13 protein-coding genes are annotated in these 19,659 nt (G+C 72.9%); 5 read left to right on the forward strand and 8 right to left on the reverse strand.

From position 1 onward, the window contains the following. Positions 1-61: 61 nt before the first annotated feature. Both ACFXPK_RS17370 and ACFXPK_RS17375 read right to left on the reverse strand, forming a co-directional pair. The gene (locus tag ACFXPK_RS17370) at positions 62-1,210 is read right to left on the reverse strand and encodes a glutathione-independent formaldehyde dehydrogenase (protein ID WP_384994773.1); all 1,149 of its coding nucleotides are present in this window, start codon (positions 1,208-1,210) and stop codon (positions 62-64) included. A gap of 349 nt (positions 1,211-1,559) precedes the next feature. Continuing rightward, positions 1,560-2,414, reverse strand: coding sequence for an IclR family transcriptional regulator (locus ACFXPK_RS17375; RefSeq protein ID WP_385076154.1), 855 nt, complete (start codon positions 2,412-2,414; stop codon positions 1,560-1,562). A gap of 131 nt (positions 2,415-2,545) precedes the next feature. On the opposite strand from ACFXPK_RS17375, the gene ACFXPK_RS17380 reads away from it, so the two are divergent. Then, positions 2,546-4,339 carry a bifunctional sugar phosphate isomerase/epimerase/4-hydroxyphenylpyruvate dioxygenase family protein gene (locus ACFXPK_RS17380; RefSeq protein WP_385076157.1) on the forward strand — a complete coding sequence of 598 codons (1,794 nt, stop codon included), beginning with the start codon at positions 2,546-2,548 and terminating at the stop codon, positions 4,337-4,339. Between the two features lie 159 nt (positions 4,340-4,498). Here ACFXPK_RS17380 and ACFXPK_RS17385 read toward each other — a convergent pair. After that, positions 4,499-5,379 (reverse strand): IS5 family transposase gene (locus ACFXPK_RS17385; RefSeq protein WP_385076160.1). Its coding sequence is split into 2 segments (ribosomal slippage): positions 4,499-5,019 and positions 5,019-5,379, totalling 882 coding nucleotides; the frame shifts between segments, so codons are not numbered across the junction. 215 nt (positions 5,380-5,594) lie between these two features. Between ACFXPK_RS17385 and ACFXPK_RS17390 the strand changes: the two genes are divergently transcribed. Continuing rightward, positions 5,595-6,845, forward strand: coding sequence for an IS701 family transposase (locus ACFXPK_RS17390; RefSeq protein ID WP_385076163.1), 1,251 nt, complete (start codon positions 5,595-5,597; stop codon positions 6,843-6,845). 177 nt (positions 6,846-7,022) lie between these two features. Here ACFXPK_RS17390 and ACFXPK_RS17395 read toward each other — a convergent pair whose 3' ends face one another. Next, entirely contained in the window at positions 7,023-9,473 is a 2,451-nt protein-coding gene (locus ACFXPK_RS17395) for a SpoIIE family protein phosphatase (RefSeq protein WP_385076166.1), read from the reverse strand. A 283-nt stretch (positions 9,474-9,756) separates the two neighbouring features. Between ACFXPK_RS17395 and ACFXPK_RS17400 the strand changes: the two genes are divergently transcribed. Continuing rightward, the gene (locus tag ACFXPK_RS17400) at positions 9,757-12,030 is read left to right on the forward strand and encodes a SpoIIE family protein phosphatase (RefSeq protein WP_385076168.1); all 2,274 of its coding nucleotides are present in this window, start codon (positions 9,757-9,759) and stop codon (positions 12,028-12,030) included. 21 nt (positions 12,031-12,051) lie between these two features. Here ACFXPK_RS17400 and ACFXPK_RS17405 read toward each other — a convergent pair whose 3' ends face one another. The 4 genes from ACFXPK_RS17405 to ACFXPK_RS17420 all read right to left on the reverse strand — a co-directional run bounded on the left by ACFXPK_RS17405 (position 12,052) and on the right by ACFXPK_RS17420 (position 17,126). Further along, positions 12,052-12,801 carry an SDR family oxidoreductase gene (locus ACFXPK_RS17405; RefSeq protein WP_385076171.1) on the reverse strand — a complete coding sequence of 250 codons (750 nt, stop codon included), beginning with the start codon at positions 12,799-12,801 and terminating at the stop codon, positions 12,052-12,054. A 24-nt stretch (positions 12,802-12,825) separates the two neighbouring features. After that, positions 12,826-14,139 (reverse strand): MFS transporter, encoded by a 1,314-nt coding sequence (locus ACFXPK_RS17410; RefSeq protein ID WP_385076174.1) that lies wholly within the window; start codon positions 14,137-14,139, stop codon positions 12,826-12,828. Between the two features lie 206 nt (positions 14,140-14,345). Continuing rightward, positions 14,346-15,986 carry a phosphoglucomutase (alpha-D-glucose-1,6-bisphosphate-dependent) gene (pgm, locus tag ACFXPK_RS17415; protein WP_385076176.1) on the reverse strand — a complete coding sequence of 547 codons (1,641 nt, stop codon included), beginning with the start codon at positions 15,984-15,986 and terminating at the stop codon, positions 14,346-14,348. A 90-nt stretch (positions 15,987-16,076) separates the two neighbouring features. Then, on the reverse strand, positions 16,077-17,126 hold the full coding sequence (locus ACFXPK_RS17420) for a LacI family DNA-binding transcriptional regulator (protein ID WP_384994753.1): 1,050 nt from the start codon (positions 17,124-17,126) through the stop codon (positions 16,077-16,079). Positions 17,127-17,320: 194 nt separating this feature from the next. Between ACFXPK_RS17420 and ACFXPK_RS17425 the strand changes: the two genes are divergently transcribed. Next, entirely contained in the window at positions 17,321-18,451 is a 1,131-nt protein-coding gene (locus tag ACFXPK_RS17425; RefSeq protein ID WP_385076180.1) for an asparaginase, read from the forward strand. A 156-nt stretch (positions 18,452-18,607) separates the two neighbouring features. Further along, positions 18,608-19,486: a polysaccharide deacetylase gene (locus ACFXPK_RS17430; protein ID WP_384994748.1), complete on the forward strand. Its 879-nt coding sequence runs from the start codon at positions 18,608-18,610 to the stop codon at positions 19,484-19,486. The last annotated feature ends 173 nt before the right edge of the window (positions 19,487-19,659 follow it).

Consider the following 19,659-nt stretch of genomic DNA (forward strand, 5'->3'; position numbering starts at 1 on the left):
TCCACGTCGAGCGCGTCACCGAACCAGCCCGGGGGCCCCCCGCCCCCCCCCGGCGCCGAGGTCAGGAGCCGTCCGGGTGGAGAACGACCTTCGTCCAGCCGTCGTCGCGGGCGTCGAAGTGCCGGTAGCCCTCGGGGGCCTGGTCGAGGGGGAGTTCGTGGGAGACGATCCACGACGGCTTGGCCTTGCCCTGTTCGATCAGGTCGCAGAGCTGACGGTTGTACGCCTTGACGTTGGCCTGCCCGTTCCCCACGGACTGGCCCTTGAACCAGAACAGGCCGTAGTCGAAGGCGACTTCACCGTCCCGGTAGAGCTTGTCCGGGCTCCCCGGGTCCTCGGGGACGAAGACGCCGACCACACCGATGGAGCCCGTGAACTTCACCGAGTGCACGAGGTTGTTCAGTGTGAGATTGGGGTGTTCCCGGCCCTGCGGATCGTGTGCCTGGTAGCCCACGCACTCACAACCGCAGTCCGCCCCACGGCCGTTGGTGTGTTCGTTGATCTGGTCGACGGGCGACCCGTCCGACTCGTCGACCGGGATCGCCCCGATCTCCGCGGCCAGCGCCAGGCGGTCCGGCTGGTGGTCGACGACCATGACCTTGGCCGCGCTCTTCAGGGTGGCCGACAGCGCGGCCATCAGGCCGACCGGCCCGGCCCCGTAGACCACCACGGTGTCACCGGGGCGTACCTTCGCGAGCTCGGTGCAGTGCCAGCCGGTGGGAAACACGTCGGAGAGCATGACGTAGTCGTTCTGCTTCTCCCGGGCCTCCTCCGGCAGAACGAGGCAGTTGTGGTCGCCGTACGGCACCCGCAGCAACTCCGCCTGCCCGCCGCTGTAGGGGCCCATGGACGCGAAGCCGTACGCCGCGCCGGCCATCGTCGGGTCGACGGGCGTCGTCAGACAGAACGCGGTCAGTCCCTGTTCGCAGTTACGGCAGAATCCGCAACTGATGTTGAACGGCAGGCAGACCAGGTCGCCGACGCGCACCCGGTCCACCCCCTCGCCGACCGCGACGACCTCGCCCATGTTCTCGTGGCCGAAGACGCGGCCCTGTTCGAAGTCGGTGCGTCCCTCGTACATGTGCAGGTCGGAACCGCAGATGTTCGTCGAGGTGATCTTCACCAGTACGTCGGTGGGCCGCTCGACACGTGCGTCCGGCACGTCCTTGACCGCCACCGAGCGCGGCCCCTCGTACACCAATGCCTTCATGGCCTGATCCCTTCGCTGCCGCAGCGAGGGGGCCGGTCTCCGGTGTTCCGGCAGCCGGGTCCCGGCAACGGACAGCCGTTGGTGAGATGCGTACGGAACCGCCACACGCCACGGCTCGACGCCGACGGCGACCACCCGTGCCCGTGTCCCGGCCGAGTGGTCCGGCGGGCGCGCCCCGCCCGTAGGCCGAAGCTCCCGCCCTGCACTCCACCCTCCCACGGGGGACCGGCCTGTCAAACGGGACCGGTCGGGCGCCGGTCGCCTCCACACCACGCCGAGGCGGAACTCCTCTCCGGGGCACAGGAGTTACGTCACCGGTACGCCCGCCGTCGTGGGTGTCCGGCGCGGGTCACGCGCGGCGCGCCGGCCCCCGGGGGCCGGAACCGGACGCCCCGGTCAGCGGATGGCTGAAGCCCTGGTCCGAGATCAGCCGGGCCACCTCGGCCAGGTCCGCCGCGAACCGCTCCACCGCCTCGTACGGGAAGCGCTGGCTCGGACCGCTCAGGGAGAGCGAGGCGATCACCGCGCCCGACCGCCCGGTGACCGGTACGGCCACGGCGGTCAGCCCGTCGTCCCACTCCCCGCTGCTCACCGCGTATCCCCGGCGCCGCGCCTCGCGCGCCGTCGCGCGCAGCGCCGCCACGGCGGGCTCACCGTCCGGGGAGGCGAGCGCGACCCGCCGCAGCAGCGCGTCCGGGGCGTCCCCGAGCAGGATCTTCGAGGAGGCGCCGGCCCACAGCGGCTGCTGGTCGCCCACCTCGATCACATGGCGCAGCGGATGCGGGCTCTCCTCGTGCGCGACGCACACCCGGTGCAGATCGTGGGCGACGAAGAGGTTGACCGACTCCCGGGTCCGGTCGGCGAGGCCGCGCATCAGCCCCCGGGTCTCCCGGGTGACCTCCCACTGGGTGCGCGCCAGATGGGCCCACCGCCACAGTCCGGGCCCCGCGGTGTAGCCGCCCGCGGCGGACCACAGCAGCCCGCTCTGTTCCAGTGTGTGGACCAGGCGCAGCACGGTCGTCTTCGGCAGCCCGGTGGCCTCGGTGATCTCCCGGAGCGAGACGACCGGGCGGTCCTCGGTGAGCAGGGTGAGGATGTCCAGGGCCCGCCGGACACTGCGCACCCCCGCGCCGCCCGCGTCCCGTTCGCCGTCGGACCGGCCGCTCTCCTCGTCCGGGGTCACCTCGTCCCGCGCCACCGCCACCACGCTCCCCTCGTCCCGCGTCCCCCGCACCTTATCGCCGGGCGGGCAGCACCCTTGCCGGTCCCGTTGCCGCACCGTACGCTCCGCAGAACGGACCAGTTGATCCGCAGAGTGGACCATCGGAGGTCGTCGTGCGCAAGTCCATCGCCACCGTCTCGCTGAGCGGCTCCCTCGGCGAGAAGCTCGCCGCCGCGGCGCGCGCGGGGTTCGACGGTGTCGAGATCTTCGAGAACGATCTGCTCGCCTCCCCGCTCGCGCCGGAAGAGGTACGGGACCGCGCCGCGGACCTGGGCCTGACCATCGACCTCTACCAGCCGATGCGCGACATCGAGGCCGTCCCCGCGGAGCTGTTCGCGGGCAATCTGCGCCGCGCCGAGCGGAAGTTCGACGTCATGCGCCGGCTCGGCGCGGACACGCTCCTGGTCTGCTCCAGCGTCTCCCCGTACGCCGAGGACGACGACGCGCTCGCCGCCGCCCACCTCCACGCGCTGGCCGAACGGGCGGCGCGGGCCGGGGTCCGGATCGCCTACGAGGCGCTGGCCTGGGGGCGCCATGTCTCCACGTACGACCACGCCTGGCGGATCGTGGCGGCGGCCGGGCACCCGGCGCTCGGGGTCTGCCTCGACAGTTTCCACATCCTGTCCCGGGGCTCCGACCTCCGGGGCGTCGCGGAGATCCCCGGCGAGAAGATCTTCTTCCTCCAGCTCGCCGACGCCCCGCTGATGGCGATGGACGTCCTCCAGTGGAGCCGGCACTACCGCTGCTTCCCGGGGCAGGGCGGGTTCGACGTCGCCGGACTGGTCCGCCAGGCGGTCCGCGCCGGATACACGGGGCCGCTCTCGCTGGAGGTCTTCAACGATGTCTTCCGGCAGGCGGAGGCGGGCTCCACTGCCGTGGACGCGCTGCGCTCGCTGATCGCCCTGGAGGACGCCGCCGGGATCGCCGGACTGCCAGGACCCGTGGTGCCCTCCGGCATCGCCTTCGCCGAGCTCGCCACCCCCGACCCCGGCCCGGTCGGGGAGCTGCTGGGCACCCTCGGCTTCGCCCGTACCGGGAAGCACGCCACGAAGCCGGTGGAGCTGTGGACCCAGGGCGACGCACGGGTTCTGCTGGGCACCGCCGCGGGCGGCCGGCGCGCGTCCACCGCGCTCGCCGCGATCGGGCTGGAGACCCCCGACCCGGGCGCGGCCGCCCGGCGGGCCGAGGCGCTGCTCGCCCCGGTCCTGCCGCGCCGGCGCGCGGCCGGCGACGTACCGCTGGACGCGGTCGCGGCCCCCGACGGCACCGCCCTGTTCTTCTGCGCCACCGGCCGGGCCGGACTGCCCGACTGGACCGGCGACTTTCCCGCGGTGCCCGCTCGCGGCGCGGCGCGGGGGACCGGGATCGCCCGTGTCGACCATGTGGCGCTCACCCAGCCGTGGCACCACTACGACGAGGCGGTCCTCTTCCACCGCACCGTGCTCGGGCTGAGCCCGCGCGACAGCGTCGAGATCGCCGACCCGTACGGCCTGTTCCGCAGCCGCGCGCTCACCGGCGGCGCGGGGGAGGCCCGGCTCGTCCTCAACCTCGCCCCCGTACCGACCGGTGACGCGGGACGGGCGCAGCACCTCGCGTTCGCCACGGACGACATCACCGCCACGGCCCGGCTGGTACGGGAGCGGGGCGCGCCGCTGCTGGAGATCCCGGCCAACTACCACGACGATCTCGACGCCCGGTTCACCTTCGCCCCCGGCGAGCTGGACGCCTACCGCGCGCTGGGGATCCTCTACGACCGGGACGAACAGGGCGGGGAGTTCCGCCACTTCTACACCGCGTCGGCCGGCCGGATCTTCTTCGAGGTGGTCCAGCGCACCGGCGGCTACCAGGGGTACGGCGCGGCCAACGCCCCCGTCCGGCTGGCGGCACAGGGCGCGGCGGACCACTGAGCCGGCCGCGGAGCCGACCGCGGAGCCGCCCCCTGATCCGGCCACGGAGCTGAGCCTGATCCGGCCACGGAGCGGACCACACGGCAGACGCGGACCGGACCGCCGGGCGGACCGGCGGCCCCAGCGGCCCCACCGGTGGGCTAGGCACTGTCCGGCGGATCATGGGCGGAGCCATAAGCGGACTGCCGCTGCGGTGACCGTGCCGTGGAAGACGTAGGCCCGCTTGTCGTAACGGGTGGCGACCGCGCGGGAGTTCTTGAGTCGGTTGATGGTCCGCTCGACCTCGTTGCGCCGCCGGTAGCGCTCGCGATCGAAGCCAGTAGGTCTGCCGCCCGCGCTGCCTCTGCGTCGGCGGTTGGCCCGCTGGTCCTTCGGTTCCGGGATCGTGTGCCGGATGTGGCGTCTTCGTAGGTAGCGGCGATTTCGGCGGGAGCTGTAAGCCTTGTCGCCGCTGACATGACCGGGCCTGGTCCGGGGCCGCCCGACCAGCGGGCGGGGAACCCGGATCCGGTCCAGGACCTCGATCATCTGCGGGGCGTCACCCCACTGACCTGGAGTGATCAGTAAAGCCATGGGGCGGCAGCCGCCTTCACCGGCAAGGTGGATCTTGGAGGTCAGGCCGCCCCGGGACCGTCCGAGTCCCTCATCGGGGCGGTGGTGCCGGGGCGTCGTCCTTTTTTCGGGATCCGCGGACGGGCCTTGCGGGCGCCGGCCGCGTGCTGGTGGGCCCGGCAGGACGTCGAGTCGACGCCGACCATGCCCCAGTCGATCCGCCCGGCCAGGTCAGCGTCGGCCTGGACCGCCTGCAAGAGCCGGTCCCAGGTACCGTCCGCCGACCAGCGACGATGACGCTCGTAGACGGTCTTCCACGAACCGTAGCGTTCCGGCAGGTCACGCCACGGAATACCGGTGCGGACCCGAAAGAGGATTCCGTTGAGCACGATCCGGTGATCGTTCCACCTGCCACCCCGGCCGCCCGGCGAAGGCAGATGCGGGTCCAGCAGCGACCACTCGCGATTCGTCAGATCCCCCCGACCCATGACCCAACCAACGAGCGACCGGTCAGAAAGTCACATGATCCGCCGGACACGCCCTAATACTCCAGCAGGATTTTGCTGTCTGACCTGCGGGTTTGGCCGGGCGGCCGGATTGTAGCGGGACGTGGAGCGGTCAGGGGTGGTTTCACGGAGGCCGTCCCTCGACCGTGCGACAACGCCGCACGTAATGACAGCGACGGGGAAAGTGCCCCCGTGTGATGACCGAGCGTGCTGCCGAGCAGTGGGACCTGGAACTGGACGACCTCTTCGTGACCATCGGCCACCGTTTCGGCCGTGTGGAGCTGCGCCGCCGTATGCGTGACTACGTGCGCGGGCTGCTCGCCCCGGTGGCCCGCAAGAACAGCTGGCAACTGGCCGAGCAGGCAGGCCACTCGACTCCCGACGGACTGCAGCACCTGCTCGCCGGCGCGAAGTGGGAATCTGACGACATTCGCGACGACCTGCAACAATACGTCGCTGCCAAGCTCGGGGAAGACGACGGAGTCCTCATCATCGACGACACCGGCTTCATCAAGAAGGGCACCACTTCCGCCGGGGTCCAGCGCCAGTATTCCGGGACCGCCGGCCGCACCGAGAATTGCCAGATCGGCGTCTTCGCCGCCTACGCCACCGCCTGCGGCCGGGCTCTGGTCGACCGCGAGCTGTACCTGCCCAAGTCCTGGACCGAGGACCGAGAACGCTGCCGCCTGGCGAAAGTCCCGCACGAGCGGACCTTCGCCACCAAGGGCGAACTGGCCCGGCACATCGTGCTCCGTGCCCTCGCCTCACCACTGCCCATCGCCTGGGTCACCGCGGATTCCGCCTACGGACAGGAGAGCCGCTTCCGCCGGCTCCTGGAGCAGTCGGGCGTCGGTTACGTGCTGGCCGTGCCCAAGTCCCAGTTCAGCGTGGGCTGTCCCCGCGTCGACGGCCTCTTCGCGCAGGCCCCGGACGAGGCATGGGAGGAGATCTCGTGCGGTGACGGCGCGAAGGGACCGCGTATCTACCACTGGGCGGCGGTGCGGCTCCCGGCCATCGCCGAGTTCGACTACCAGGGGGAGGTCCCTCACCGGATGCGGTGGGCACTGGCTCGTCGCAGCACCCGCAAGCCCGACGAGATCGCCTACTACCTCGCCTACGCCCCGTTGGGGACGACCGTTCCGGAGCTGGTGCGGATCGCTGGATCGCGTTGGGCGATCGAGGAGTGTTTCCAGGCCGCGAAGAACGAATGCGGCCTGGACCAGTACGAAGTCCGCCGCTACGTGGGCTGGTACCGGCACATCACCCTCGCCATGCTCGCGCACGCTTTCCTGGCGGCCACGGCACACCGGGCCAAGGAAAAGGGGGCGGAACCGGTGAGACTGCCGGGGCCGTCGAGCTCTCCGTGGCGGAGGTTCGGCGACTCCTGGCAGCTTGTCGGCCCCAACCCCCGCACCTGCGCGGACGTCGAGGCCGACATCACGCGCTGAGCTGGTCGAACTGGCGCCGACGACGCCAGGCAGTCGCGCGTCGCTGTCATTACGTGCGGCGTTGTCGCACGGTCGAGGGACGGCCTCCGTGAAACCACCCCTGACCGCTCCACGTCCCGCTACAATCCGGCCGCCCAGCCAAACCCACAGGTCAGAAAGCGAATTCCTGCTGGAGTACTAACCCTCGCCGTTCTCCTCGGAGAGGATCTGCTCCGCCCAGATCGTCTTGCCCGTCGGGTTGTGCCGGCTGCCCCAGCGCTGCGTGAGCTGCGCGACCAGCAGCAGCCCCCGCCCGCCCTCGTCGAAGGCGCGGGCCCGCCGCAGATGCGGCACCGTCGTACTGGAGTCGGAGACCTCGCAGATCAGCGACAGGTCGTGGATCAGCCGGAGCTGGATGGGCGGCGTGGCGTGCCGGATGGCGTTGGTGACCAGTTCGCTGGTGATGAGCTCGGTCGCGAAGGTCACGTCCTCCAGCCGCCAGTCCCTGAGCTGTTCGGTGACGTAAGCGCGGGTCCTGGCCACCTCGGCGGGGTCGGCGGGCACGTCCCAGGTGGCCACGTGCGCGGTGTCCAGCACCTTCGTACGGGCCAGCAGCAGCGCCACGTCGTCCGGCGTGCCCGGGTCCGGCAGCAGCGTGCTCAACGCCGCGCCGCAGGCCGCTTCCAGCGAGGCGGCGGGGCGCGCCAGGACCTCGGCGAGCAGCCGGCGCCCCTCGTCGCTGTCCTCCCGGCCGCCCATCAGACCGTCGGTGTACAGCGCGAGCACGGTGCCCTCGGGCAGTTCGAAGTCGACGGACTCGAAGGGCAGCCCGCCGACCCCGAGCGGGGGACCGACCGGCAGCTCGACGGGGTACGTCCGGCCGTCCGGGGTGACCACCACGGGCGCCGGATGACCCGCCCCCGCCAGGGTGCAGCGCCGCGAGATCGGGTCGTACACCGCGTACAGACAGGTGGCTCCCACCTCGCCCGAGGTCTGCTCGGCCCCCGCGTCGGCGGAGAGCCGGATCACCAGATCGTCGAGGTGGGTGAGGAGTTCGTCCGGCGGCAGATCGACATCGGCGAGGGTGCGCACCGCCGTACGGAGCCGGCCCATCGTGGCCGACGCCTGGATGCCGTGCCCCACCACGTCGCCCACCACCAGCGCGACCCGCGCGCCGGAGAGCGGGATCACGTCGAACCAGTCCCCGCCGACCCCGGGGTACGGCGAGGCCGGGATGTAGCGGGAGGCGATCTCCACGGCGTTCGCCCGGGGCAGATGGTGCGGCAGCAGGCTGCGCTGGAGCGCGAGCGACGTGTTCTGCTCCTGGGTGAAGCGGCGCGCGTTGTCGATGCACACCGCGGCCCGCGCGGTGATCTCCTCCGCCAGCAGCACATCGTCGGGGGCGAACGGCGCGGCGCCCACGAACCGGGAGAAGACCACCACGCCGAGGGTCGTACCGCGCGCGAGGACCGGTACGGCCATCACCCAGTGGAAGCCGTGCTTCCTGGCGTACGCGGCGCGTTCGGGGACCTCGTCGGCCCAGCGGCGCATCACCGGGTCGGTCATCACGTTCAGGACGGGACGGCCCGCCGCCAGACTGGCCGCCAGGGGCGTGAAGTCCGGATAGACCTGTACGTCGCCCACCTTCACCCAGGCGTCCGGGGCGCCCTTCTCCGTACGTGAGCGGTGCGCCACCCTGCGCAGCGGCACGGGACCGGTGACCGGGCCGGGCGGCGGCTCGGCGCCGGTGTCGAGATGTTCCAGCAGGTCGACGCTGACGAAGTCCGCGAGCCGCGGCACACACACGTCGGCCAGCTCCCACGCCGTCCGGTTCACGTCCAGGGTGGTCCCGATCCGGACGCTCGCGCTGTTGAGGAGCTGGAGCCGCTGCCGGGCCAGCACCTCCTCGGTGACATCGTGCGCGGCCAGGCACACTCCCCGTACCCGGCCCTCCTCGTCGCGCAGCGGGGCGAGCCGCGCGGACCACGAGTGCTCCTCGGCCTCGCCCCCGGTCCGCATATAGGTCCTGGCGTCGATCGCGGTGCCGGTGGCCAGCACCGTACGCATCTGCTCCTCCAGTTCGGCGCTCTGCGGCTTGCCGCCGATCTCGGAGAGGCGCAGACCGCGGACCTCGTCCTCGGAGAGGCCGATGACCTCGCCCATCGCCTCGTTCACCCGGCGCAGCCGCAGTCCGGTGTCGTACACGGCGACGGCGCACGGGCACTGGTCGAACGCCCAGCGGCCCAGGTCGGCGTCCTCGGCCACCGCCTCCGTGTCGTCCAGCGCGGACACCAGCAGCCAGCCGCCCGGCGAGCCACCGGCCGGTTCCTGCCGGTGGGCGAGCAACCGGACGTCCAGCGGATGCCCGTCCCGGTGGCGCAGCGTGACCGTACCGTTCCAGCGCGGCGCGCCGCCGCCGGGCCGCACCCCCGCGGGCAGACCCCCCTCGGGCACCCCGTGCGCCAGCAGCATCGCCGCCCCGCGCCCCACCGTCTCCGACTCCGCGTACCCGAGCAGCCGCTCGGCGCCCTCGCTCCACGAGGTGAGGACGCCCCGCGGGTCCACCGTGGCCCTGGCCGTACCCGCGCCGTCGAAAGGGTCCCCGGGCCGGTCGCCGGGGCCAGGGGGAGGGCTGCCTTGGCGCGTCATCGTCGACCGTCCCACGTCCGCCGCACTGCCCCCGCACGCGGCTCGGCGCCACGCCGTACGGAACCACGCTCCCCAGCGTGGTGCACACGTGGCTCCCCAACAACCGGGGCTGCTCCTTAAGAAGGGCTTAAGAAGGGGCTAAGAAGGACGCGGGGAGGGTGGGGAGTGGCAGAACGGGGAAAACTGGTGTAAAGCACGATGTGCCCCGAGTTGTAACCTTGGCCACTGAGCTGCGAAGGGCGACCGAAGACCCGGGGACGGAGTCCGACGGGGAGCGAGCACGATGGATGACACGCGCGGCGCGGCTTTCTGGCAGGCGCTGTCGTTCACCCAGTCGGTCCTGCCGATGGCGGTGTACGACGTAAACCTGCGGCTGCTGCACGCGAACGACCGGATGGGCCGGATCACCGGCCGTACGGAGGCCCGGATGCGCGGCCACCCCTCGGGCTTCCTGCTCTTCGACGGCGCGGACGGCGACGACGGTACGAGCGGCGCGGACGGCGCGAGCGGCGCGGACGGCGCGGACGGCGCGCACGGCGCGCACGGCGACGACGGTACGAGCGGTGTCGGCCCCGCCGACGGGCCGGGCGCGTCCTACGCGCCCGGCCCATCGGAACAGGCGCCGGACGGCAAGGTCGAGACCGCCATGCGGCGGGTGCTGCGCACCGGCGAGGCCGAGTCCCTCCAGACCGTCCGCCGCGCCCCCGGCGAGCGGCACGCCCGCTCCTGGGCCCTCTCCCTCTCACCGCTCAGGGACACGGCGGGCCGCGTCCACGCCCTCGCCGTGACCGGCTTCGAGAACAGCGCGCAGCGCAGGGCGCGCGCGAGCCTCGCCCTGCTCAACGAGGCCAGCATGCGCATCGGCACCACCCTGGACGTCACCCGCACCGCCGAGGAACTGGCGAGCACCCCGCTCCCCGCCTTCGCCGACTTCATCAGCGTCGACCTCCTGGACTCCGTACTGCGCGGCGACGAACCGTCCCCCGGGCCGGTCTCCGGCGACGTCCGGCTGCGCCGTGTCGCCCATCGCTCCGCCCAGCACCCGGACGCGCCCGAGGCCGCGGTCGCGGTCGGTGAGGTCGACAGCTACCCCGAGTTCTCGCCCCCGGCCCGAGCCCTCGCCACCGGCCGCGCCGTGCTCACCGGCCCCGGGGACCAGGCGTACACCGACTGGATGGCGCGCGACCCGCTGCGCAGCGCGAAGATCACCGACTTCGGGGCCCGGTCGATCGTCGCGGCGCCGCTGGTCGCCCGGGGCAATGTCCTGGGCGCGGCGCTGTTCACCCGGCGCCTCCAGCCGGAGCCCTTCACCGAGGAGGATCTCGCCCTCGCCGAGCAGTTGGCGGCCCGCGCCGCGATCTGCATCGACAACGCCCGCCGCTACACCCGCGAACGCGCCACCGCCGTCGCCCTCCAGCGCAGCCTGCTGCCGCGCGGGCTGCCCGCGCAGTCGGCCGTCGAGGTCGCCACACGCTACCGCCCGGCCGACCCCCGGCACGGAGTGGGCGGCGACTGGTTCGACGTCATCCCGCTGGCCGGCTCCCGGGTGGCGCTGGTGGTGGGCGATGTCGTCGGGCACGGCATCCACGCCTCCGCCACCATGGGCCGGCTCCGTACGGCGGTACGCACCCTCGCCGACATCGACCTGCCGCCGGACGAACTCCTCACCCACCTCGACGACGTGGTCGTGCGGCTCGCCTCGGAGAACTCCGGGGGCGGCGCGGGCCCGGACGGCGCCGCCGCCGTCGACGAGTACACCGGCGCGACCTGTCTGTACGTGGTCTACGACCCGGTCGCCCGCTCCTGCTGCGCGGCCAGGGCCGGCCATCCGCCGCCCGTGCTCGCCACCCCCGACGGGACGGCGCGCCTGCTCGACCTGCCCGCGGGACCACCGCTCGGCCTGGGCGGTATGCCCTTCGAGTCCGCCGAGTTCGACATCCCCGTGGGCAGCACGCTCGCCCTCTACACCGACGGACTGATCGAGTCCCACGAGCACGGCGCCCGCACCGGCAGGGGGATGGACACGGGCCCCGGCTCCGGTGTCGACGGCCTCTGCGCGGTACTCGCCGCGCCGTCCCCGTCGCTGGAGACCACCTGCGACACCGTCCTGCGCACCCTGCTCCCGCCCTCCCGTACCGACGACGTCGCCCTGCTGCTCGCCCGTACCCGCGCCCTCGACGCCGGCCAGGTCGTCACCTGGGAGCTGGCCGCGGAGCCCGCGCTCGTCGCCGAGGTGCGCGAACGCGTCACCGGCCAGCTGACCGCGTGGGGGCTGGAGGAGCTGACCTTCACCACCGAACTGGTCGTCAGCGAGCTGTTCACCAACGCGATCCTGCACGGGCGCGGCCCCGTACAGCTCCGGCTGATCCGTGACCGCACGCTGCTGTGCGAGGTCGCCGACACCAGCACCTCCGCCCCGCATCTGCGCCGGGCGCGGGTCTACGACGAGGGCGGGCGCGGGCTGCTGCTGGTCGCCCGGCTCACCCAGCGCTGGGGCACCCGCCAGATCCCCGGCGGCAAGGCGATCTGGGCGGAGCAGCCCCTCCCGGCCGACTGACCCGCCGGGGAGGGCGCCGTCTCAGACCTCCTCCCGCTCCCGGTGGAAGCGCAGTCCTCCCGGCACCTGGAAGGTCGGCAGGATCTCCAGATGGCCGATGTTGACGTGCCGGGGCGCGCCGATCGCGTAGTCGACGGCGTCGGCGATGTCGTCGGGTTCCAGGCACTCGTAGCCCTCGTAGTAGAGGCGTCTGGCCTTCTCCATGTCGCCGAGCAGCCGCCCGAAGATCTCGGTCTCGACCCGCCCCGGGCAGATCTCGGTGACCCGGACCCGTCTGCCGAACACATCGATCCTGAGCTGGCGGGAGAGCGTGTGCACGGCCGCCTTGGTCGCGTGGTAGACCGTGTTGCCGGCGAAGTGGTGGACCCCGGCGATCGAGCTGACGTTGACGACATGGCCGAGGTCCCGCGCCACCATGCCGGGCACGAGCAGCCGTACGAGATGGAGCACGGCCCGGAGGTTCACCGCGACCTGCTCGTCCACGGCGAACGCGTCGGCGGTCAGTACGGTGCCGGTGCGGGAGACCCCGGCGTTGTTGACGAGCACGTCGATGTCGAGCCCCGCCACCGCGCCGGCCAGCGCCTCGGTGTCCATGATGTCCACGGGGTGCGGTACGCAGCCGGTACGGGCGGCGAGCGCGGCGAGCCGGTCCGCGTCACGGGCCACGGCGTGCACCTGGAGCCCCCGGTGCGCGAGGCGTTCGACGACGGCGGCGCCGATCCCGGTCGACGCGCCGGTCACCAGCGCGGTCCTGTAGTCGGAAAAGGTCATGGCGGGTCTCTCCTCGGAGGTGTGTCACCGGTCGCGCAGCGGGGTGTGGGCGGTCTCACGGAGGGTCAGCACCGCGAGGAAGGTGCCGAGCGCGGTGGCGACGAGGTAGTAGGCGGGGACGCGGGTGTCCCCGGTCAGTCCGATGAGCCAGGTCATCAGGAAGGGCGCGGAACCGCCGAAGAGCGCGGCGGAGATGTTGTAGCCGAACCCGTAGGCGAAGTAGCGGACCCGGGTCGGGAACAGCTCCACGAGCAGGACGTGGATCACCCCGGTGTGGCCCGCGAAGATCACCGCCAGCAGGACCGCGCCGAGGACGGCCGACACCAAGGACCCCTGGACGAGCAGCAGATAGCAGGGGTACCCGAACACGGCCATGGCCAGCGCCGAGCCCCCGACGACCGCACGCCGGCCGATCCGGTCGGAGAGCCGGCCCGCGTACGGGATGGCGGCGCCGACCGCCACGAGGGAGCACGCGGTGACGATCAGCCCCCGCACCACGCTGAAGTGCAGCTCCGCGGTGAGATAGGTCGGCATGTACGCGAACAGCACGTAGTAGCCGGAGCCGTTGAGCAGCGGCACGACCACGGCGAGCAGGACCGCCCGGCGGTGGACGGGGTCCGCGAACGCCTCGCGCAGCGGGTTGCGGGAGAGCCCGTGCGCCGCCCTGAGCCGTTCGAAGCGCGGGGTGTCCGCGATCCGGTTGCGGATGTAGAAGCCGATGGCGCCCATCGGGACGGCCAGCAGGAACGGGATCCGCCACCCCCAGGACCGTATGGCGTCCTCGCTCAGCGTGGCGTCGAGGAGGGCGGCGGTGAGCGCGCCCGCGAGCAGCGCGGTGAAGGACGCGATCTGGGCGTAGCTGGTGAGCCTGCCGCGCCGGCCCTCGGGCGCGTACTCGGCGAGGAAGGTCATGGCGCCCGCCGCCTCGCCGCCCACCGAGAAGCCCTGGGCGAAGCGGAGGAGCATCAGCAGGGCGGGCGCCGCGATCCCGATCGCCGCGTAGCCGGGGAGCAGACCGATCGCCGCGGTGGCGGCGCTGATCAGCAGGATGACCAGGACCAGCGTCCGCTGTCGGCCCGCGCGGTCGCCCAGGTAGCCGCAGACCATGGCGCCGAGCGGCCGGACGAAGAAGGGGATGCCGAAGGTCAGGAAGGTGAGCAGCAGCGCCGTCCGGGCGCTCTGCTCCGGGAAGAAGACCACGGCGAGGGTGCCGGCGAGAAAGCCGTACACCCCGTTGTCGTACAGCTCGACGAAGACCCCGACGCACCCCGCGAGGGTGACGCGCCGCAGGGTGGCGGGGTCCGGCCCCGGCACGGTCGGGCTGACGGCGGTGGCCATGGTTCCTCCGGGTGAGGACGGACCGGGCCGCCGCCGGTGGCGCGGACCGCCACGACGGCGGACGACGGGCCCCGTGGCCCGGTGCCCGCGCCGCATTGTGCCGTCCGCACCGCCCGGCGGCGGGGACCGGAGCCCCGCGCCGCCGGGATCCGCCCGCTCGCCGCGCCCCCGGACCTCCCGGAAGGACCGCTCCGGGCGGCCGGGGCTCACCCCTCCAGCGCGGCGGAGACCACCGCCTTCGCCTCCTCCTGGACCCGGCCGAGGTGGTCGGCGCCGAGGAAGGACTCCGCGTAGATCTTGTAGACGTCCTCGGTGCCGGAGGGACGGGCGGCGAACCAGGCGTTCTCCGTGCAGACCTTGATGCCGCCGATCGGCGCGCCGTTGCCGGGCGCCTCGGTGAGCACCTCCGTGACCGCTTCCCCGGCGAGGGTGTCCGCGGTGACCTGCCGCGGCGAGAGCCGCGCGAGCACCTTCTTCTCCGCCGGGGTGGCGGGCGCGTCGATCCTGGCGTACGCGGGCTCCCCGAACCGCGCGGTGAGCGCGGCGTAGTGCTCGGAGGGGGTCTTCCCGGTCACCGCGAGGATCTCCGAGGCGAGCAGCGCCAGGATGATGCCGTCCTTGTCGGTGGTCCACACCGAGCCGTCGCGGCGCAGGAACGACGCCCCGGCCGACTCCTCCCCGCCGAAGCCGAGCGATCCGCCGGCCAGCCCGTCCACGAACCACTTGAAGCCGACGGGCACCTCGACCAGCGGCCTGCCGAGGTCGGCGGCGACCCGGTCGATCATCCCCGAGGACACCAGCGTCTTGCCGATCCCGGCGCCCGCCGGCCACCGCTCGCGGTGGGTGTAGAGGTAGGAGATCGCGGTCGCCAGGTAGTGGTTGGGGTTCATCAGCCCGCCGTCCGGGGTGACGATGCCGTGCCGGTCCGCGTCGGCGTCGTTGCCGGTCGCGATCGCGAAGCGGTCGCGCCGCTCGATCAGCGAGGCCATCGCGTACGGCGACGAGCAGTCCATCCGGATCTTCCCGTCCCAGTCCAGCGTCATGAACCGCCAGGTCGGATCGGTCAGCGGGTTGACCACGGTCAGATCGAGCCGGTGCTCCTCGGCGATCCGGCCCCAGTACGCGACCGACGCGCCGCCCAGCGGGTCCGCGCCGATCCGTACCCCCGCCGCGCGCACCGCGTCGAGGTCGAGCACGGACGGCAGGTCGGCCACGTACGTGCCGAGGAAGTCGTACCGCCCGGTGCCCGGGGCGGCCAGCGCGCGCCGGTACGGGAGCCTGCGCACGTCCTTGAGGCCGCCCGCGACAAGGTCGTTGGCGCGGTCCTGGATCCAGTTGGTCGCGTCGGACCCGGCGGGGCCGCCGCTCGGCGGGTTGTACTTGAAACCGCCGTCGGCGGGCGGGTTGTGGGACGGGGTGACCACCACACCGTCCGCGAGCCCCACCGTACGGCCGCGGTTGTGCGTGAGGATCGCGTGCGAGACCGCCGGGGTGGGGGTGTAGCCGCCGGCGCTGTCGACGAGCACCGTCACGGAGTTGGCCGCGAACACCTCGACGGCGGTCACCCGGGCGGGCTCGGACAGCGCGTGGGTGTCCGCGCCGAGGAAGAGCGGCCCGTCGGTGCCCTGGAGGGACCGGTACTCGCAGATCGCCTGGCTGGTCGCGGCGATGTGGTCCTCGTTGAAGGCGGTGGCGAAGGACGAACCGCGGTGCCCCGACGTTCCGAACGCCACGCGCTGGCCCGGCTCCTGCGGGTCGGGGTGCAGCGCGTAGTACGCGGTCACCAGCTTGGCGACGTCGATGAGGTCCTCCGGCCGGGTCGGCTGTCCCGCTCGTTCGTGCGGCATCTGCCCACTCCTCCAGATCGGTCGATGGATTTGTCGGTTCATCTTCGCGGGTCGCCGCCGTGACCGGTGACCGCCCCGCCGGACGGCCCGTCAGGCCACCGGGTCCCGCGGGCCGGGGGCGCCGGTGGACGCGCGCACCATCAGCTCCGGGGTGAACCGGCGCGACCGGGCCGGGCGCCCCTCGACCATCCCCACCAGGGCGGTCGCCGCCCGCTCTCCCATGACACGCATCGGCGAACGTACGGACGTGAGGGGGATGGGCAGTTGGGCCGAGAGCGGTACGTCGTTGAAGCCGGCCACCGCGACATCCCGCCCCGGCACCAGACCGGAGGCGCGCAGCGCACCCATGACCCCGATCGCGGCGAAGTCGTTGACCGCGAAGACCGCCGTGGGACGGGGCTCGGCGGCCAGCAGCCGCTGCGCGGCGCGCTCGCCGCCGTGCACGTCGAACGGCGCGTTGACGACCAGCGCCGGATCCACCGGCACCCCCGCCTTCGCGTACGCGTCCGTGAAGCCCTTCGTCCGCTCGACCCCCGTGGAGGCGTACGGCTCGCCCGCCACCACCGCCACCCTGCGGTGCCCCAGCGCCAGCAGATGCTCCGCCACCAGCCGTCCGCCCACGATGTCGTCGCAGGTGAAGGAGGTGACCCCGCGCAGCCGCCGCGAGACCAGCGCCACCGGCACCCCGCGCGCCACCAGTTCGGAGGCGAGCGTCGTGTCGCCGCGCGCGTCCCCGAGGAGCAGTCCGTCGACCCGCAGGGCCAGCAGCCGTTCCACCTTGGCCCGCTGGACGTCCGGATCGTCCCCGGTGTTGGCGACGACGGCCTGGTAACCGGCGGCCGCCGCGCCCGCCTCGATGCCCTCGTAGACCGTGGCCAGCACGATGTCCGTGAGCCGGGGGACCAGCACACCCAGCAGCCGCGAACGGCCGGTCCGCAGACTGGAGGCGGCGGGGTTCACCACATAGCCGAGCCGTCGCGCGGACTCCCGCACCCGGTCGGCGGTGGCGGCCCCCACCCCGGTGCCGTCGCGCAGCGCCCGGGACGCGGTGGACTGGTGCACCCCCGCGTCGGCGGCCACATCGGCCAGGGTCACACCGTTGTCGCCCGGGTCGCGGCCGGCTGCGGACTGTCGTATCAAGGCCGTGGTCCTCGTCTCCTGTGCTGCGGCGGTGACGGGCCGGTCGCTTCCCGTCACGTCTCCGGTCCCGGGCCGGGTGGCCGTGTTTCCGGAACCATCATCTTCCATGAAGATCCGATCAGGGGGGTTGCCCTCCGGGGTGAGTGTGGAGCATGGTTGCGCAATCGTTCTCGCAATCGATTGTGGAGCCTCGTATGCAGCTTCGTCTCATCGGCACGGGTGGCACCATCGCCAGCCGCTCCACGCCCACCGGGAGGATCGCCTCCGTCACGGTGGAGGAGCTGCTGGGCACCGCGCGCGCCTTCCCCGTACCGGAGTATGCCGAGGTGACCTGCGCGGAGCTGGGCCTGCGGGCCAGCTTCTCGCTCGGCCTCCCCGATCTCGCGGCGCTCGCCGGAGCCGTCGGCGAGAGCCTGCGCGAGGGGGCCGACGCGGTGGTCATCACCCACGGCACGGACTCCCTGGAGGAGACCGCGTTCGCGCTCGGTCTCGTCCACGCCGACGACCGCCCCGTCGTGCTCACCGGCGCGCAGCGTCCCGCCGACGACCCGGCGGCCGACGGGCCGCGCAATCTCGCCACCGCCCTCACCTGGGCCGCCCACCCCGCGGCCCGCGGCCAGGGCGTCACCGCGGTCTTCGACGGAGCGGTCTGGCCCGCGATCGGGCTGCGCAAGACCGACACCCTGGCGCCCGCCGCCTTCGGCGCACCGGGCCGGGGGCCCGTCGCCCGGGTGGACGACGGCCGCGTCCGGCTGATCGGACGGCCGCCCCGCCCCGCCCCGCTGATCGGCGCCGAGGACCTCGGTCTGCTGCCCCGGGTGGACATCGTCCCGCTCTACGTCGGCTGCGACACCACCCTGCTCGACGCGGCGGTCGCCGCGGGCGCGCGCGGTGTGGTGCTGTGCGCCTTCGGGGCGGGCAACGCACCGCCGGAGATCACCGAGTCCGTCGCACGGCTGGTGGCGGACGGCGTCGCGGTCGCCGTCGCCAGCCGGGTACCCGCCGGGGCGACCTCGGCGGCGTACGGCGCGGGCGGCGGCGCCGATCTGCTGCGGGCCGGCGCGGTCTTCGCCTCCGACCTCTCTCCGTGGCATCTGCGGCTGCTCCTGGCCGCCGCGCTGCACCGGGCCGGGGGGCGTGGACCGGCGGGGGCCGCGGCGCTGATCCGCGACTGGCTCGCCGACGCGGGACACCATGAGCCCGCACCCCATGGGCCGGGCCCACACGAGCCCGCACCCCATGGGCCCGGCACATACAGGCCGGGACCCCATGGCTCCGTACCCCATGGGCCGGGACCCCATGGCGCCACGCACCACGGTGGTTGACCGCCGGCCGGGCGCGCCTCCCGCACGGGCGACCGGTCACCACGTACACCACCGGCAGACACCCCCACGGCGGACGCCCCACGGCAGGCATCCCCACCCGTACCAGCACACCCATCCACCAGCACACGTAGCTGTACACCTCGGAGGAGTACCGACATGGCGAAAGAGATTCTGGTTGCCTACGGCGTCGACGTCGACGCGGTCGGCGGTTGGCTCGGCTCGTACGGGGGAGAGGACTCCCCCTGTGACATCTCGCGCGGCCTGTTCGCGGGCGAGGTGGGCGTGCCCCGGATGCTGGAGCTGTTCCGGCGCCGGGAGATGACCACCACCTGGTTCTGGCCGGGTCACTCGATCGAGACCTTCCCCGAGGAGTTCGAGGCGTGCACGGCCGCCGGCCATGAGATCGGGGTGCACGGCTACAGCCACGAGAACCCGATCGCGATGAGCCGGACCCAGGAGTCCGACATCCTCGACCACTGCATCGACCTCATCACCACCCGCACGGGACGGCGGCCCACCGGCTATGTCGCCCCCTGGTGGGAGTTCTCCCCGGTCACCAACGAACTCCTGCTGGAGCGGGGCATCGCGTACGACCACTCCCTGATGCACCGGGACTTCGAGCCGTACTACGTGCGGGTCGGCGACAGCTGGTCGAAGATCGACTACGACCGTCCGGCGGCCGAGTGGATGAAGCCGCTGGAACGGGGCGAGGAGACCGACCTGGTGGAGATCCCCGCCAACTGGTACCTCGACGACCTGCCTCCGATGATGTTCGTCAAGGCCAGCCCCAACAGCCACGGCTTCGTCAGCCCCCGCGACCTCGAACAGATGTGGCGCGACCAGTTCGACTGGGTCTACCGCGAGAACGACTACGCCGTCTTCACGATGACCGTGCACCCCGACGTGTCCGGACGGCCGCAGAACCTGCTGATGCACGAGCGGCTGATCGACCACATCAGCGGCCACGAGGGCGTCCGCTGGGTCACCTTCGACGAGATCGCCACGGACTTCGTCCGCCGCCGCCCCCGCGGCTGACCCCGCTCCGTCCCGCTCTCCACCCGCTCCGCTCGCTCCCTGCCGGCTTCCTCCCGGCTCCCTCCCCGCTCCGTCCCTCCCCGCTCCGTCCCTCCCCGTTGCGTCCCCTCGCCCCGCGGCCGCCGCCCTCCGTGCCCCGGCCGCCGGCGCGGCGCCGGCCCCCTCCCCGGGCC

Origin of the sequence: Streptomyces sp. NPDC059142, from assembly GCF_042755665.1 — a bacterium.
Taxonomy (GTDB): domain Bacteria; phylum Actinomycetota; class Actinomycetes; order Streptomycetales; family Streptomycetaceae; genus Streptomyces.

What these genes read in the sequence shown, in the direction of transcription:
- ACFXPK_RS17425 (WP_385076180.1), top strand. Translation starts at nt 17,321, where the DNA reads ATGCAGCTTCGTCTCATCGGCACGGGTGGCACCATCGCCAGCCGCTCC.
- ACFXPK_RS17395 (WP_385076166.1), bottom strand. Translation starts at nt 9,473, where the DNA reads ATGACGCGCCAAGGCAGCCCTCCCCCTGGCCCCGGCGACCGGCCCGGG.
- ACFXPK_RS17400 (WP_385076168.1), top strand. Translation starts at nt 9,757, where the DNA reads ATGGATGACACGCGCGGCGCGGCTTTCTGGCAGGCGCTGTCGTTCACC.
- ACFXPK_RS17430 (WP_384994748.1), top strand. Translation starts at nt 18,608, where the DNA reads ATGGCGAAAGAGATTCTGGTTGCCTACGGCGTCGACGTCGACGCGGTC.
- ACFXPK_RS17410 (WP_385076174.1), bottom strand. Translation starts at nt 14,139, where the DNA reads ATGGCCACCGCCGTCAGCCCGACCGTGCCGGGGCCGGACCCCGCCACC.
- ACFXPK_RS17405 (WP_385076171.1), bottom strand. Translation starts at nt 12,801, where the DNA reads ATGACCTTTTCCGACTACAGGACCGCGCTGGTGACCGGCGCGTCGACC.
- ACFXPK_RS17370 (WP_384994773.1), bottom strand. Translation starts at nt 1,210, where the DNA reads ATGAAGGCATTGGTGTACGAGGGGCCGCGCTCGGTGGCGGTCAAGGAC.
- pgm (WP_385076176.1), bottom strand. Translation starts at nt 15,986, where the DNA reads ATGCCGCACGAACGAGCGGGACAGCCGACCCGGCCGGAGGACCTCATC.
- ACFXPK_RS17390 (WP_385076163.1), top strand. Translation starts at nt 5,595, where the DNA reads ATGACCGAGCGTGCTGCCGAGCAGTGGGACCTGGAACTGGACGACCTC.